General features: G+C 42.2%; 13 protein-coding genes. 10 read left to right on the top strand and 3 right to left on the bottom strand.

What is annotated here, in order from left to right; all coding sequences use genetic code 11:
• Positions 1-60 precede the first annotated feature (60 nt).
• Positions 61-1,182 (top strand): PQQ-dependent sugar dehydrogenase, encoded by a 1,122-nt coding sequence (locus EO132_RS18935; protein WP_127139368.1) that lies wholly within the window; start codon positions 61-63, stop codon positions 1,180-1,182.
• Here EO132_RS18935 and murQ read toward each other — a convergent pair whose 3' ends face one another.
• Together murQ and EO132_RS18925 are read right to left on the bottom strand one after the other, a co-directional pair.
• Entirely contained in the window at positions 1,183-1,998 is an 816-nt protein-coding gene (gene murQ / locus EO132_RS18930; protein ID WP_164732391.1) for an N-acetylmuramic acid 6-phosphate etherase, read from the bottom strand.
• A gap of 13 nt (positions 1,999-2,011) precedes the next feature.
• Positions 2,012-2,761: a DeoR/GlpR family DNA-binding transcription regulator gene (locus EO132_RS18925; RefSeq protein ID WP_127139366.1), complete on the bottom strand. Its 750-nt coding sequence runs from the start codon at positions 2,759-2,761 to the stop codon at positions 2,012-2,014.
• Between the two features lie 178 nt (positions 2,762-2,939).
• Here EO132_RS18925 and nagB point away from each other — a divergent pair, with 178 nt between their 5' ends.
• The 9 genes from nagB (at position 2,940) to EO132_RS18880 (ending at position 15,905) form a co-directional block, all read left to right on the top strand.
• The gene (gene nagB / locus EO132_RS18920) at positions 2,940-4,847 is read left to right on the top strand and encodes a glucosamine-6-phosphate deaminase (protein WP_127139365.1); all 1,908 of its coding nucleotides are present in this window, start codon (positions 2,940-2,942) and stop codon (positions 4,845-4,847) included.
• A 60-nt stretch (positions 4,848-4,907) separates the two neighbouring features.
• Positions 4,908-7,880: a SusC/RagA family TonB-linked outer membrane protein gene (locus EO132_RS18915; RefSeq protein WP_127139364.1), complete on the top strand. Its 2,973-nt coding sequence runs from the start codon at positions 4,908-4,910 to the stop codon at positions 7,878-7,880.
• A 17-nt stretch (positions 7,881-7,897) separates the two neighbouring features.
• The gene (locus tag EO132_RS18910) at positions 7,898-9,238 is read left to right on the top strand and encodes a RagB/SusD family nutrient uptake outer membrane protein (RefSeq protein WP_127139363.1); all 1,341 of its coding nucleotides are present in this window, start codon (positions 7,898-7,900) and stop codon (positions 9,236-9,238) included.
• Between the two features lie 88 nt (positions 9,239-9,326).
• Positions 9,327-10,820: a glycoside hydrolase family 10-like protein gene (locus EO132_RS18905; protein WP_127139362.1), complete on the top strand. Its 1,494-nt coding sequence runs from the start codon at positions 9,327-9,329 to the stop codon at positions 10,818-10,820.
• Positions 10,817-11,302 carry a GNAT family N-acetyltransferase gene (locus tag EO132_RS18900; protein WP_205780386.1) on the top strand — a complete coding sequence of 162 codons (486 nt, stop codon included), beginning with the start codon at positions 10,817-10,819 and terminating at the stop codon, positions 11,300-11,302. The genes EO132_RS18905 and EO132_RS18900 overlap by 4 nt, the downstream gene beginning before the upstream one ends.
• A complete protein-coding gene (locus EO132_RS18895) occupies positions 11,299-12,579 on the top strand; it encodes an MFS transporter (RefSeq protein ID WP_127139361.1) in 1,281 nt (426 codons plus the stop codon). Before EO132_RS18900 ends, EO132_RS18895 begins: the two co-directional genes overlap by 4 nt.
• A complete protein-coding gene (locus tag EO132_RS18890; RefSeq protein WP_127139360.1) occupies positions 12,572-14,158 on the top strand; it encodes a glycoside hydrolase family 3 protein in 1,587 nt (528 codons plus the stop codon). The genes EO132_RS18895 and EO132_RS18890 overlap by 8 nt, the downstream gene beginning before the upstream one ends.
• The gene (locus EO132_RS18885) at positions 14,155-14,820 is read left to right on the top strand and encodes a class I SAM-dependent methyltransferase (protein WP_127139359.1); all 666 of its coding nucleotides are present in this window, start codon (positions 14,155-14,157) and stop codon (positions 14,818-14,820) included. Before EO132_RS18890 ends, EO132_RS18885 begins: the two co-directional genes overlap by 4 nt.
• Complete coding sequence (locus EO132_RS18880) at positions 14,817-15,905, top strand: anhydro-N-acetylmuramic acid kinase (protein WP_127139358.1); 1,089 nt, start codon at positions 14,817-14,819, stop codon at positions 15,903-15,905. The genes EO132_RS18885 and EO132_RS18880 overlap by 4 nt, the downstream gene beginning before the upstream one ends.
• Here the strand turns inward: EO132_RS18880 and EO132_RS18875 are convergent.
• Entirely contained in the window at positions 15,902-17,116 is a 1,215-nt protein-coding gene (locus tag EO132_RS18875) for a multidrug effflux MFS transporter (RefSeq protein ID WP_127139357.1), read from the bottom strand. The two genes, EO132_RS18880 and EO132_RS18875, sit on opposite strands and share 4 nt — an antisense overlap.
• Positions 17,117-17,127 lie beyond the last annotated feature (11 nt).

The following is a 17,127-nucleotide window of genomic DNA, read 5'->3' as shown; positions in this document are numbered from 1 at the left end:
CACACCCGACCATAAAAAATGGTCGTTTATCTATGAAATCTGTTATTTCAACGTAAAATTATGCAAAATAGTCTCTTATTTCCCATTTTTTTCGTTGTACTGCTTAGTACATCTTGCGCACAAACCTCCGATAAGGAGATAAATACTCCCGAAACCCTTGATTTTACTACGGAACTCGTAGTTGGCGATATACAGAACGCATGGGGAATGGTTTTCTTGCCCGACAATGCCATATTGATTTCTGAAAAATCAGGAAAACTATTGCTTCACAAAGCAGGAAAAACCATAACAATTGAAAACCCTCCTAAGGTTTATAACAGAGGACAAGGTGGTTTAATGGATATTGAGCTACACCCTGATTATGATGAAAATGGTTGGATTTATTTCTCCTATGCCACTAGCGAGGGAGAAGAAAAAGGTGGCAACACCGCGATTATGCGTGCTAAACTTTCCAACAATCAACTTGTTGATGTGGAAGAACTCTACAAAGCTTCCCCTAACTCTACCCGCGGACAACATTTTGGTTCTAGAATAGAATTTGATAACAATGGTTACCTGTATTTCTCCATTGGCGAACGAGGCAATAGGGATGTGAACCCTCAGGACATCACACGTGATATGGGTAAAATATACCGTCTTCATGATAATGGACGTATTCCAAACGACAACCCTTTTGTTGACGAGTCAGGAGCAAAAAAAGCGATTTACAGTTATGGACATAGAAATCCACAAGGGCTCGCCCTACATCCTGAAACAGGAAAACTTTGGGCACACGAGCATGGTCCTCGAGGCGGAGATGAAATCAATATCATAGAAAAAGGGAAAAACTACGGTTGGCCCGTAATTACCTACGGCATAAATTATAGTGGCACGGAAATAACCGACGAAACCTCCAGACCCGGAATGGAACAGCCTCTTTACCAATGGACACCGTCCATTGCTCCTTCGGGAATGACCTTCGTTACTTCTGATACATACCCCAAATGGAAAGGGAACTTATTGGTGGGCTCACTGGCATTTCAATATTTGGAACGCTTGGAAGTACAGGACAACAAAGTGGTCTACCGTGAAAAACTATTGGATGGCATGGGGCGAATGCGAAATGTGCGCCAGGCTCCCGACGGATTTATCTATATAAGTGTTGAAGGCAAAGGAATTTACCGGTTGGTTCCCAAAAGCTAATTACTTTTTAAGGGCATCAACAGCCAATTTTACCGAACCAAATTTTTTGAGTGCCTTTTCCGCATCATCATAGTTTAATCCCAACTCTTCCATGATGTAACGGGTTCCCCTGTCCACTAATTTGGTATTGCTCAATTGCATGTTTACCATCTTATTCCCTTTTACCCGACCTACACGTATCATCAAGGCAGTGGATATCATGTTGAGCACCAATTTTTGACTGGTACCGCTTTTCATTCGTGTACTCCCGGTTAAAAATTCGGGCCCTACGTTCACTTCAATTGGGATATCCGTGGATTGTGCCAAAGGTGAACCTGGATTGTTTGTAATGCCCACTGTTAAAATTCCATGGGCTTTTGCGTCGGCAACCCCGCCAAGAACATAGGGCGTGGTACCTGATGCTGCAATACCCACCAATACGTCATTTTCATTTATATGATGCTCTTGAAGATCCCTCCAAGCTTGTGCCGTATCATCTTCAGCATTTTCAACAGCTTTGCGAATCGCTTGGTCTCCTCCAGCGATAAGCCCGATTACCCGATCATAAGGCATGCCAAAAGTAGGTGGTATTTCGGAGGCATCCAGGATTCCCAACCTTCCACTAGTTCCTGCTCCGATATAAAAAAGCCTGCCTCCCTTTTTAAAACGTTCTGCCATTTCATCCACCACTTTGGCCACTTGGGGCAGCACCAATTCAACTGCATCCGCTACTTTTTTATCCTCTTGGTTGATATTGGCCACAATCTCCAAACTATCCATTTCCTCCAACCTATCATAGTTGGATGGTTTCTCGGTAATCTTAATGTGCTTTTCCACCACTACTTTTACTTTATAGAATTTGTATGTTCAAATTTTTAAATGCATCAAGTTTCACATCCCATGGCTCCAGTTCCGTAATCAAAACATCCACCTCTTCAACGCCACATATTTTATAGCGTTGTAAAGATCCTATTTTTTCGGATATACAGGGAGACACAACTTTTCTGGAACTGTGAATCATTGCCTTTTTCATTTGCACTATTTCCCAATCGAACTCAGTAAGTCCTTCCATAGGATGAATTGAATTGGTCCCTAGGAAGCAAATATCAACTTTTATTTCAGAAAGCATATTTATGGCACTCCCACCAACGGTAATCTGGGAATCCTTGGACAGACGCCCCCCAATAAAAATCACTTCAATATTATTTTTGCCTAATAATTGCACGGCAATTGGCAAACTGGGGGTAAAACAGGTTAATTTAAGCTTTGGAGGCAACATTCTTGCCAATTCCAAATTGGTGGTTCCTCCACTCAATAAAATCACTTGCCCATCCTTGATCAACTCCAGTGCCTTCTCTGCGATTCGTGATTTTTTTTCCAGGGAATAAATTTTCTTTCCCGTTGGATTATAATTATTGAACCCCAAAGAAACGGCACCACCATGGACTTTTTTCAACTGTTTGGCCGCATGCAACTCTTTGATATCCCGACGAATGGTATCGACCGAAACATTGAGCTGGTCAGCTATGTCCGTCAATAAAATCCTATTGTGAATTCCAACCTCGTTGAGTATAAACTGTTGCCTCTCTTCCTTTAACATAGGTGGTTAAAGTTAAATAAATACTAAAAACGACAGCAATAACGGCAAAATACGGCAAAATCTTGCAGTATTTAATATTTTTTATTCAAAAAAAGCACTTAATTGCATTATTTGCAGTTTTTTGCATACATTTGGAATTAACTTTTCAGCATTTTGCTAGAACATTATAAATTTTCTTATGTACCAGCCTTATCAGGAAGAATTAAGATTTGAAAAAATCCGTACAATTATCCATGGGGATTCAGACGAAGCATCGTTGTCGGTAGCCAACGAAATCGCAAGTTTGATCAAGCAAAAACAAGAACAGGGAACTAAAGCTGTTTTAGGTTTGGCAACGGGATCCACTCCCGTAAAAGTTTATGATTACTTGGTGCAATTCCATAAAGAAGGACGACTAAGTTTCAAAAATGTGATCACGTTTAACTTGGACGAGTATTTTCCAATGGAACCCGACTCCATCCATAGTTATGTAAGGTTTATGAACGAGCACTTGTTCGATCATATAGATATAGAACCTCACAACGTGCATATTCCAAATGGAACACTTTCCATGGAAGGCGTAAGGAAGTATTGCGAGGATTACGAAGAAAAAATTAAAAATGTTGGTGGAATCGATATTCAAATATTGGGTATCGGCAGAACTGGACATATCGGGTTCAACGAACCAGGTTCCACTTTGAGCAGTAAAACAAGGTTGATCCGCTTGGACCGTGTTACCCGTCTTGATGCCGCAAGTGATTTTTTTGGAGAAGAGAATGTACCAAAAAGAGCCATAACCATGGGGGTTGGCACCATAATGAATGCCGACAAAATAATTTTGATGGCTTGGGGCGAAGGAAAATCCAGCATTATCCAACAAGCAGTGGAAGGCGAAATCAAAGAGTCAGTCCCAGCTACTTTCCTACAGCATCATGACAATTGTGATTTTGTTTTAGACGAAGCTGCCGCATCATCATTGACAAGAATAAAAACACCATGGTTGGCAACAGAATGTGATTGGGACGAAAAACTGATAAAAACAGCTACAATATGGTTATCAGAGAAATTGAACAAAGCCATTCTAAAGTTGACCAATGAGGATTATAACGAATATGGGATGGGCAATTTGATTGCCGAAGTAGGGTCTGCAGAGCAGATTAACCTAAAAGTCTTCAATCAATTACAACATACAATCACAGGGTGGCCTGGAGGAAAACCCAACGCAGACGATAGTCAAAGACCCGAAAGAGCACAACCGCATCCCAAAACATCATTGATATTCAGTCCTCATCCCGATGACGATGTAATTTCCATGGGAGGAACTTTACTAAGGTTGGTTGACCAAGGGCATGATGTTCACGTAGCGTATCAAACCTCAGGAAACATTGCGGTATTTGATGACGAAGTAATCCGCTTCTTGGATTTTGCCACCGATGTACAAAAAGACAATAAAGAGCTTAAAAAGAAATTCAAGGAAGTACGGGAGTTCTTGGCCAACAAAGAGCCTGGAGAACTGGACAGCCCAGAAATTCAAGAGTTCAAAGGGCTCATTCGAAAAGGTGAAGCTTTGGCCGCTTGCAGATATTGTGGCGTATCGGAAGAGAATGCCCACTTTCAAAACCTACCGTTCTACGAAACAGGCGCGGTTAGAAAGAAGCCTCTCTCCGATGAAGATGTTCAAATCACCTATGATTTGCTCAACAAACTAAAACCACATCAAATATTTGCCGCGGGAGACTTATCCGACCCTCACGGAACCCATAGGGTATGTCTTCAAATTATTTTCAAGGCACTTGAAAAACTGAAGGAAGACCGTGTGGAATGGATCAGAAACTGTTACGTATGGCTCTATCGTGGAGCTTGGCAGGAATGGGACATTGCGGACATGGAAATGGCCGTGCCAATCGGACCAAAGGATATGACCCGAAAAATCAACGCTATTTTCAAACACCAGTCACAAAAAGACAGCGCTATGTTCCCAGGTAATGATGAAAGGGAGTTCTGGCAACGTGCAGAACAAAGAAACAAGGACACAGCCAATAGATATAACGCACTCGGAATGGCAGAATACGAAGCGATGGAAGGCTTTGTTCGCTATCATTTCTAAAACCAATGTTACAAACTACTCGTTCAAACTAAACTCAATTAAATTAAACTACTCAATTTTATGCGAAAACTTCATGATTATTTAGGATTGAAGTTCCGATTGGTGCTATTCGCACTCATGGTATCCACGCTTTCTGCGTTTGGCCAGAGTCAATACACCTTTACCGGAACTGTTACAGAAACCGGGACCGACCTTCCATTGGCAGGTGCTTCGGTATTTATTGAAAACACATCTTTCGGTACCGTAACCGATTTTGATGGGAACTACAGCTTTACAGCAACATTGGAATCCGGAGATCACACCTTGGTGTTCAGCTCCCTTGGCTTTACAAGTCAAAAGATATCCATTGATGCGGGAAGCAGTCAAACGATTTCAACGGACATCGCCCTTGCAGAAGACCTTTTGAGTCTGGATGAAGTCGTTGTTACAGGATCTGGCTCAGGGGTGAACAAACGAACCTTGGGTAATGCCATTTCTTCGGTTAAGGCCGAAGAACTCACCGAGAACGGCGCAACCCAAATTGACCAGGCTATTGCCGGTAAAATCACAGGGGCCTTGGTACAACAAAACTCTGGTGACCCTGCCGGAGGTATAAGCATCCGTTTAAGGGGGCCAAGTACCATTGCCGGTAGCTCAGACCCATTGTACATTGTGGACGGTATAATCATCAGTAACTCCAGTAACGAGTTGGTAGATCTTGGTGGTAATGCCCAGAACCGTTTGGCGGACATCAACCCGAACGACATTGAAAAAATCGAAGTGATTAAAGGTGCAGCTGCTGCAGCTATTTATGGTTCCAGGGCAAGTAATGGTGTTGTGCAAATCTTTACCAAACAAGGTAGAAGTGGCGACCCCAAATACAGCTTTATGACCAATGTAAGAGTAAACGAACTCCGCAAGGAAATAGATTACAATACAGTTCCATTGGCCTGGGAAGTTCCCGGCGACAGGACTAATCTGGACACCTATGCGGTAGAACGCTACAATCTTCAGGATGCCTTTTTTGATACAGGATTTGGTGTGGAAAACTACCTATCCATGACAGGAGGTTCAGAGAAAACATCCTATTACCTATCAGCATCACACCTTGATAATGAAGGAATTATCAAAAACACAAACTTCAAAAGGTATGGCTTCAAGGCCAATCTGACCCAAAAGGCGTTTGATTGGTTGGATATCACCGGAGGTTTCAATTATGTTCGTAGTGTAAGTAAGGATGTTCCCAACGGAGGTATCAACAATGCTTATGGAGCAATTACCGGTTTTGTTTTCAGTGACAACTACATCGACCCATCCCCAGATGAGTCAGGTGTTTATCCTGTTACTTCTCCAGCGGTTCCAAGAACAAACCCTGCAGAAGCTGTAGCCCGTTTTGATTTCGGTCAAAAAACCAACCGCTTTATCACAAGTATAGCTTTGGATGCCAAGTTCAACAAGCACTTGAGCGCGAAGTATACTTTGGGTATGGATTACTACAATCAATCAGCAACTGCATACATACCTATAGGAAATACGTCGCCTAACCCTGATGGATATGCAAGAAGAGCGGATTTGAACAATTTTCAATACAACTCTGACCTTAATGTGACCTACCAAACAGAATTGACAGATGCGATTAACTCAACTTCAACATTGGGTGGATCTTGGCAATATGAGGAACGAGACAGAGTTGGAATCAATGCCACTGGATTACCCCCTGTAGTACAAACTGCAACGGGCGGTAGTATTTTGGAACAAGGTGAATCAAGGTCTCAAATCTCCTACTGGGGTGCGTTCTTCCAACAATCCTTTTCATTCAACGATAAGATTTACGTGAACGGTGCCGTTCGTTTGGATGGCGCTTCAACCTTTGGAGAGGATGAGCGTAATCAGGTTTATTTCAAGGCCAGTGGATCATATGTGATTTCCGATGAGGACTTTTGGCAAGATAGCCTGGGAGATAGCTTTAACCTATTCAAAATTAGAGCTTCTTGGGGGCAAGCAGGTAACCTTACAGCATTGGGTGCTTTTGACAGATTTTCTGTCTACAATCCATCAGCCTTAACAGGTTCGGTAAGTCTCATACCTTCTACAGCACAAGGTAACGAAAACTTAAAACCTGAAAGACAGGACGAGATAGAGCTTGGTTTTGATGCAGGTTTGTTCAATAACCGATTAGGTGTTGAGTTCTCATACTACAAACAAAAAGTAACCGATTTGCTCTTACCAAGAGTTTTGGCTCCGTCAAGTGGATTTGGGTCAAGATTCGAAAATGTTGGCAACCTGGAAAATACAGGTGTTGAGGTGTTGCTAAGAGGAGCCCCCATAAAAACCCAGGATTTTAATTGGGATGTAACAGCTACATTCTCATCCAACAACAATGAAGTAACAAGTGTTGCCGGTGGCGGAAGATTGACGCTAGCAGGAAGTTTCTCTACCAACTACGTGATTGAAGGAGAATCCCTTGGTGTATTCTATCGACAATTCTATGCAAGGAACGAAGACGGTTCCATTGCTTTGGATGAATCTGGATACCCATATAGAGGCACCACCGAAGACGGTGAATCTTCCAAAGTATTGGGAGACCCAAATCCAGATTGGTTCGGCTCCTTGATCAACGAATTTACCTATAAGGATTTTGGACTTAGGGTTCAATTTGATGCCGTTCAAGGATACGACGTATTCAACTGGAACAGAAGATTGTTGGACAACGTGGTTTTCGGAGGCGGATACAATGTTGGACAAGAATTGTTGGGCAACCGTCCAAAAGGATACGGAAGTGCCCAAGCAAACATTTTCGAAGAATTTGTGGAAGATGGTTCTTTTGTAAAACTACGTGAGGTAGCCTTGAGCTACAACTTTAAACCAAACTGGGAGTACATAGACAATGTGAAGTTCAGCTTGGTCGGAAGAAACCTTATTTCTTGGGACGATTATTCAGGATGGGATCCAGAAGTCAGTGCTGCAGGACAAAGCAACGGTGTACGTGGATTCGATTTCGCTACTGTGCCGATTCCAAGAACGTATCAGTTAGGCGTTAACGTAAGCTTCTAATCTTAAAAAAATTGACAATGAAATTTTACAGATATAACACATATAAGCTGATGTTTCTGCTAACAACCGTATTGGCAATGACATCCTGCGAAACAGATTTTGAAAATCCGAATGCTGCAACCAGCGACCAGGTATTTTCCTCTAGGGAAGGTATTTTGGCTGCAACCACGGGAATGCAGGAACTGTATTCCACAACAGGTTTACGGTATATTATAGAAACGCCTGCCATTACAACAAGGGAGGCTGGTATAACCACCACCTTCCAAAACATGATTGACCTAGAAGATGGAGGGGATATTCCAAACACAAACTCAAATGTAATTGGACTCTGGACTACCATGCTCAGGATAATTGGTATTGCGGAAGATATCTCAGCAAATGCAGCGACCATAGATATCGACCCAGGAACTCAAAGCGGATTGATTGCCTATGCTAACCTTTACCATGCGATGAGTATTGGTGCAATGGCTCAAAGTTATGAGCAAGTTATCGTGGCAACATCAGAAGACAACCCTCCTTTTGTTTCACGTATCGAAGGTTTTAACACTGCCATTACTTTGTTGAACGAGGCAAAAAATACGTTGGCCGCCACTCCAGTTTCTTCAGAGTTTGAGGAAGAAATACTGAGAGGACAAATCGATTTGGAAAACACCATAGATGCCATGTTGGCGAGGTTCAACTTGTACGCGGGCAACTACGATGCGGCCATTACCGCAGCATCTGCAGTGGACCAAACATCGACTTCCGTGTTTAGCTACGATTCGCAAAACCTAAATCCTATTTGGGCAAGGGTATACCAAAATGGAACTCCAAACTTTAAACCAAGAGATAATTTTGGATTACCAGATTCATTTGATATCGACGAAAATGATGGTAGGACCGAGTTCTATCTAATTCCCTTGGACACAGTAAACCTTAACCAACTTCCCATCGAGGATCTAGCTGGTTTTTTTGATGATGAGAATGGATCAGAGTCAATTCCATTATATCTACCAGATGAAATGAATTTGATTATTGCCGAGGCCAACCTTAGGAAAGCCTCCCCAGATACTGGTGCTGCCCTTACCGCTTTAAATCTGGTATTGACAGATACCGATGATGCTTTTGACGTGAATGCCAATCTTCCTGAATATGCTGGGGACACTTCAGTAGACGCACTACTTGAGGAAGTATATAAAAACAGAAGAATCGAATTGTTTTTAACAGGTTCAAGTTTGGAAGACAGTAGAAGATTTGGAAGGCCGGAACCATCTCCATCAGTACAGAATTTTGATGAGGAGCGAAACAGAAATTTCTATCCTTATCCTAATACTGAGAGAGATAACAATACGAACACACCGGCTGATCCAGCCATTTAAAAAGACAATGTTTTTAAGTTGTTAGTTGTTTAATTAATCTTAAAAAGGCCTACATTTAGTGCATACGTAGGCCTTTTTTTTCGCTTATATGCATCGAATTTTATACATAATCCCGCTACTTTTTCTGTTTTCCTGTGCAGTTTCCAAAGCACCAAAAAAAGAATTTAGGGGCGTGTGGATTGCCACCGTGGCCAACATTGATTGGCCCAAGCACCCAGAGGACAATGTTGCCAAGAAAAAAAAGGATTTTATCGATATCCTTGATTTCTACCAAAAGATGAATTTCAACGCGGCCATTGTACAGGTACGCACCGCCGGAGACGCACTCTACCCCACCGATTTGGCCCCTTGGTCCAGATATCTGACGGGGACAGAAGGTAAAGCTCCCTCAGGGTTTGATGAACCGCTCCAATGGATGATCAATGAAACCCACAAACGCGGCATGGAATTCCACGCTTGGCTCAACCCATATAGAGCCACAGTTAGCTTGGATACTTCATTACTTTCCCAGAATCATGACTATTATCAACACCCCGATTGGATCATCCAATACGGGAAAAAGAACTATTACAATCCAGGACTACCAGCAGTCAGGGAAAAATTCAATAAAATCATAGAGGAACTGGTCACAAACTATGAGATTGATGCTATCCATTTTGATGATTACTTCTATCCCTACAAAGTCGTAGGGGAAACTTTTGATGATGCCGAAACATTTTCCAAATACGGTCTTCCCGACCAATCAATAGAGGATTGGCGACGTAGCAATGTTGATTCTTTGGTAAAGAATGTCCACGAGACCATCAAAAAACATAAACCTTGGGTACAGTTCGGAATAAGTCCGTTCGGAGTCTGGAAAAACAAGAGTACAGACCCCATGGGCTCCGCTACCAAAGCTGGACAAACCACCTATGAGGACCTGTATGCAGACCCTGTTCTATGGGTGCAAAAAGGCTGGTTGGATTATTTGGCTCCACAAGTATATTGGAGTATGGACTACCCCGTTGCCTCTCACAAAATAATTACCAGTTGGTGGGCCGATCACACCCCTAACACCAATTTATATGTAGGAAACGGTACCTATAAAATCAAAAACAACGCAGATAAGGCTTGGGAAAAGAAAAACGAGATACCCAAGCAGTTGAACTACGCCCGTGATTTGAAAAATATTGATGGCAACATCTTTTTCAGTGCCAAATCCTTGATTGGCCAACACGAGAAAGTCAATAAAAAGCTTCAAAAGAAATATTATGCTCTTCCCGCTGAGAATCCGAGACCATTGAACAAAGTGGTTCGAGTTGTTCAATTACCAGCCATCAATTCCGTTCAGGTCAACAATCAAAAATTGGACATCTGCATCGCCCATAGTGATACCATCCCTCGATTCCTACATCTTTATCAGGTAAAAAAAGGAGCATCACAACTCATTGGAAAACAATATCTTTCAGAAAGTCTTATGGAAAGATGTTTTGAATTCAATTTGACTCAAAAACAATTACGAAGTGATTTAAAAATCAACATAGTTGATGCTTTTGGCAATGAGAGCGCCATGCAGCCAATAGAAAAAATTAAATTAAGATGATGCAGGACATGCTTGTTCGACTTTTGGACCTACCCGACATCTCTCATGAAGAAAAGAAACTTCTAGAGAAAGAAGGAATCATATTCAAACGGCCCATTACCCCGGAAAAAAGCATTGTAGAGGATTGGGTCAACAAACATTTTAGCAAGAATTGGGCTGATGAAGTGGAAGTCGTCTTTTCCACTTTGCCCGTAAATTGTTTCATAGCACAGCGAAATCAACAGATTTTAGGTTTTGCCTGTTTCGAGAGCACCGCCAAGAACTTTTTTGGTCCAACGGGGGTGCTCGCTGACCAAAGGGGCAAGGGTATTGGAAAAATCCTATTGATCAAATCATTGCTGGCTCTCAAGGAAATGGGGTATGCCTATGCCATTATCGGAGGTGTCGGACCTGCCGCCTATTATGAACAAGTCGTGAACGCAAGGATTATTGAAAAGTCCGAAAAAAGTATTTATCACAACCTATTAAGACAACCCAAATGAATGTAGCTCCCAAAGACAAAAACGCTTGGCTGTGGATTCCATTTTTATACTTCACACAAGGAATCCCCTACATTCTAGTTGTTACGGTCTCCGTGATCATGTACAAACGTTTGGGCATTGGAAATGCTGAAATAGGCCTTTACACCAGTTGGCTATACCTCCCTTGGGTAATCAAGCCCTTGTGGAGCCCCATTGTAGACCTCAATGGAACCAAGAGAAAATGGTTTTTGGGCATGCAATTGTTAATTTCCTTCGCATTTTTGGGTATTGGGCTTTTTCTGCCATCGAATTCTTTCTTTATCATCACATTGGCGTTTTTTTGGATGGCGGCCTTCGCCTCGGCAACCAATGATATTGCCTCCGATGGTTATTATATGATTGGTCTGACACAGAAAAAACAATCTTTCTTCATTGGATTGCGAAGCACATTTTACCGATTGGCCATGGTTACCGGACAAGGGCTCTTGGTAATTTTCGCAGGTTTTTTGGAGAACAAGTATGGCGATAATACCAAAGCGTGGTCCGTTACCATGATCAGTGCCTCCGTTTTAATGATCGTGCTCACAGTTTCCAACTTTTTTACGGCACCAAAATTTGAAGACACCACAACCGAACCCAAAGAAAAACCAGCTGGATTCTTTGAGGTGTTTGCCACTTTTTTTAAAAAGCATCAAATCGGTGTGGCACTTTTATTCATCTTGACCTACAGGTTAGGAGAATCACAATTGGTCAAAATGGCCTCTCCCTTCTTGCTCGATGAATTGGAAGTGGGCGGATTGGCTTACTCCACAGAGGCGGTGGGAACCATTTACGGCACCGTTGGCATCATTATGTTATCGCTTGGTGGTATACTTGGAGGAATTCTAATTTCCCGCGATGGCCTTAAAAAATGGATGTTGCCTATGCTATTATCACTCAATTTGCCCAACGCACTTTATGCGCTGCTGGCAATTACACAAACCACCAGTATCTATGCCGTAGTGGGTACCGTGGTGCTTGAACAGTTTGGTTATGGCTTTGGTTTTGCCGCCTTTATGATGTATTTGATTTATGTGGCCGAAGGGGCCTCTAAAACATCACATTACGCCATTGCCACAGGTTTTATGGCTTTGGGCATGATGTTGCCCGGAATGTTAAGCGGTTACATTCAGGAATGGCTGGGCTACGATGGTTTCTTTATTTGGGTAGTGATTGCCGCCTTACCTGCATTTTTGGTCCTCCGTTATTTAAAATACCCCGAAGATTACGGTAAAAAAACAGTAGCATCCGATGACTGATATTTCCAAAACATATTCCCTTCCAAAAGCAGAGTTGACCTTGAGACAAAAAGTAGGTCAATTGTTCATGCCCGCTGTGTTCATCAACGATACCGAAGAAGAGGTGCAGCAAATGGAACAACTCATCAAAGAGCAGTGTGTGGGGTCCATTTGTTTTTTCCATAGTAGAGCGAGTGCTGCGACCAACTTTGAAGGGAAGAAAAAAGTAGTACACAACGAGCAGAGCTATGACCGATTGTTGGAGCTTATCGGACGTTATCAAAAAGCGGCATCCGTGCCTCTTTTAATTGCCATTGATGCTGAATGGGGGCTTGCCATGCGTATTGAAAACACCCCGCAATTCCCGTATGCCATCACGTTAGGTGCGTTAACCGATAAAAACAATCTTATTCAACAAGTGGGCGAAGCTATCGGGGACGACTGCAGACGAGCGGGTATTCAATGGAATTTGGCCCCAGTGGTGGACATCAACAACAATCCCGAGAATCCTGTAATCGGTTACCGCTCATTTGGGGATGATAGAGACAGTGTTCTTGAAAAAACCGAGGCATTTCTGAAAGGAATGACAAACAGCGGCACCTTAAACTCCATCAAACATTTTCCAGGACATGGCGATACGGCAACGGATTCCCACTTGGGATTGCCCGTAATAGACAAATCCATGGAAGAACTCATGGAAAACGAATTGTATCCCTTTAAAAAATTGATTGCATCTGGAGTGGACTCTGTGATGGTGGGTCATTTGTTGCTCCCTCAATTGGATGCTGACAACCCTTCCACAACATCCTCAAAAATTATTTCCGGATTACTTAGAAAAAAATTAGGGTTTGATGGCGTTGTGATTTCCGATGCATTGAATATGCATGCCGTTTCCAAAAAGTTCCCTCAAAAAGGTAGCTTGGAAGAAGCCGCCTTTACGGCTGGAATGGATGTGCTTTGCTTTAGTGAAAATGTAGCCGAAGGGATTGATGAAATCATGACAAATGCTTCAAAAGATAGAATTCAAGAGAGCTTTGACCGTGTTCGGGCGCTAAAACATAATGCATTTTCCCAAGAATCACATTTGAACCAAGTCAACCCTGATGATTATTCCCAGCTCAACCGAAAAATTGCAGAGCAAAGTATCACGGAATTGTTTGGTGATGCACCAACTGTGGAAAAAATAAAATCTTCCGATTTTTTGAATATCTCAGTGAACTCCGGCAAGAAAAATAGCTTTTCAAAACAAGTTTCATCCTATTCTGGAGCTAAAGGGGTGGATTTAGACGCCGCCTTAATTTCCGATAATCAAAGTATCGTATTGAGCATCTTCGCCCCCGCTGTAAAACCAAAGGACCTATTTGGTTTTGATGACAAGACCTTGGCTTCCATTCACAGACTGATTTCTGAAAAAAACACCTTGATATATCTATTTGGGAATCCGTATATTCTGGATATTTTAAAGTTACAACCCAACTCCAACGTTGTGCTGGTTTATCAAGATTTTCCAGAATTTCAAGCAGTTGCATTTGAACACTTCTCTGGTAATATAAAGGCGAAGGGAAAACTCCCCATCCAACTAAAAACGTTTCAACCGTGAGTAAAGAAATCCTTGATTCTTGGAACAAAAATGCCAACGAATGGATAAGAGTCATTCAGAACAATGATATTCCTTCCCGAAAATTCACGAATTCGGCCATTTTAGAATGCACCCAAGAATTAGAAGGAAAAACAATTGCTGACATTGGCTGTGGTGAGGGATGGTTGACAAGGGAATTGCAAAAATTGGGATGGAATGCCACAGGTTTGGACGCCACGAAAGAATTGATTGAAGAAGCTAGAAAACGGAGCAGTCAAACATTTGAAGTGTTCTCTTTTGAAGCTATAATTGACGGACAAACTATTCCAAATGGGCCTTTTGATGTCGCTGTCTTTAATTTTTGCCTTTACCTGAAAGACGGATTAAAAGACCTTCTCTCCAACACACTGAATCAGCTTTCTGCAGAAGGTGTGTTAATGATTCAAACCCTGCATCCCTATTTTTTGTCCCAAAACAATCTATCCTATCAGAGTCAATGGATTTCCGATTCATGGAAAGGCCTTCCCGGTAACTTCACGGATGGACATTCGTGGTATGCGCGAACTATGCAGGATTGGATATCAGAGCTGAATCAGGTTGAAAATAGCAAATACAATATCAAGGAAGTTTTAAACGATGAAGAAAAACCGATTTCTTTAATCATCAAAATAAATAAGGTATGAGTACTTACAGAGTATTGGGCTTAATGTCCGGCACCTCACTCGATGGTTTGGACATGGCTTATTGCCATATTTGGGAGAATGATGGAAAATGGAACTTTTCCATCAAAAATACCGCGGAAATCGACTATTCGGATGAAATGCGGGAGTATCTTAAAAATGCCATCCATCTTTCTGAAGAAGATCATGGACAACTACACAAGGATTACGGTATTTGGTTGGGGCAACAATCCAAATTGTTCATTGACGAATTGGACGAAGAGGTTGATTTTATTGCCAGTCACGGTCATACATCACACCATCGACCCGAAGACGGTGTCACATTTCAATTGGGCGATGGGCAATTATTGGCCAATACTGCTGGCAAACAAGTCGTATGTGATTTCAGGACCAAGGATGTGTCCCTAAAGGGACAAGGTGCACCTTTGGTTCCCATTGGCGATAAGCTGTTGTTCCATGAATATGATTTTTGCCTGAATTTGGGAGGCATCAGCAATATTTCTTTTGACAAAGATGGGCAACGCATTGCCTACGATATTGGATTGGCAAACATGCCTTTGAATTACATCACACATAAAATGGGACTGGCCTATGATGAAAATGGCAAGTTGGCCCGCTCAGGGAAACTTGACCAATCGCTTTTGCAAAAATTGAACAGTTTACCCTATTATAGCTTGCCCTACCCTAAATCCACAGGGTATGAATGGTTCACATCCGAAATTGTTCCGTTGATCGAGGCATCCAAAGCTTCCAACGAGGATTTATTATACACCTTCATCCATCATAATTGCGAGCAGATTGCCTTTGCAGCCCTCAAGCACAAGAACAACAGCAAATCCAATAGTAAACTTTTGGCTACGGGAGGAGGTGCACTCAACGGATTCTTTATGGAAACGCTGCAAACCAAATTAGGGTCAAGCATTGAAGTTGTAGTGCCCAATACGACCTTGATTGCCTACAAAGAGGCTTTGGTCTTCGCATTAATGGGCGTACTCCGTTTGGAAGGAAAAAACAATGTATTGAAATCCGTTACAGGGGCCACTTCCGATTCGTGTAGTGGCGAGGTCTTTTTCCCAATAGAAGTTTAAGTCGTAACGAATCCTTTTCTTTTGGGTTTGTTTACCAATAGGAAAATGGCAAGCGCACACAGTCCGCAAATGGCCAAACCTGCAAAAAGGGGCCATACCGTATCTTTTACAAACTCGCCGATAAAAGTCGCAATAGGTATGGACAACAACGTTGAAACAAAACCATTGATGGCCGCTCCAATTCCTGCAATATGCCCGATGGGCTCCATGGCTATGGAACGGAAATTACCCCACATGAACCCAAGGCAGAAAAATTGTACTGACAAAAAGCCAACCAATACATAAATACTTGGATTGGGTGCGTTTAAAAACAAAAAGGAATAGGTCAAAGCTACAGCGCAAAATACGATTGTTGCCATTAAGGAAAGCCTACGCATTCCAAAACGCATGACCAAAGTTCCATTTAAAAATGTGGACAACCCTATGGAAACAGCCAACCCTGCAAATATGTATGGGAACACCTCTTTTAATGCATATTGATCTTCAAAAATATGCTGGGCTGAACTTAAATACACCAAAAATGCACCGGTTACCAAACCCGATGTCAAAGTAAAGGCAACGGTCTCCCTATATTTCACAAATTCCTTCACACCATCAATGAAAACGTGTCGGGTAAACGGAATTTTATATTCTGGATGAAGGGTCTCTTTTTGTCTGCGCGAAAACCATAAGCCCACTACTAACACAAAGAACATTTGCACATAGAATATGGCTTGCCAACCAGCGGCATCCAATATCAGTTTACCCACCGCCGGAGCCACAACGGGCACCAAGATGAAGAAGGCTGTAACAAAAGACATTATTTTGGCCATATAATCGCCCTCATACGTATCTCGGATAATGGAGATGGAGATAGTTCGGGGAGCTGATAACCCGATACCCTGGAAAATTCTTCCTATGACCATTACCTCCAAAGAAGGAGCGTACAAACAAATGACACTTGCAATCAGAAAGATGGCAAACCCCATATAAACCACAGGTTTTCTCCCAAAACTATCGGAAATAGGTCCAAAGAAAAGTTGTCCCACGCCCAATCCCATAAAAATCATGGTAACCAATAACTGATTATCCGTAGGGTCCGTACTATTGATGTCAGTCCCTATATTGGAAATCGCAGGTAGAATCGCATCAATGGCCAAGGCCACGATTGACATCAAAGCGGCCATCATGGCCACAAACTCAAAGTTGGGTTTTTGATTTAACTTTTCCATCAGGCAAAATT

Origin of the sequence: Flagellimonas oceanensis (assembly GCF_003992595.1) — a bacterium.
In the GTDB taxonomy this organism is placed as follows: Bacteria; Bacteroidota; Bacteroidia; order Flavobacteriales; family Flavobacteriaceae; genus Flagellimonas; species Flagellimonas oceanensis.
The sequence above is the reverse complement of the archived record's forward strand: the minus strand, read 5'-3'. Positions and strand labels throughout refer to the sequence as shown.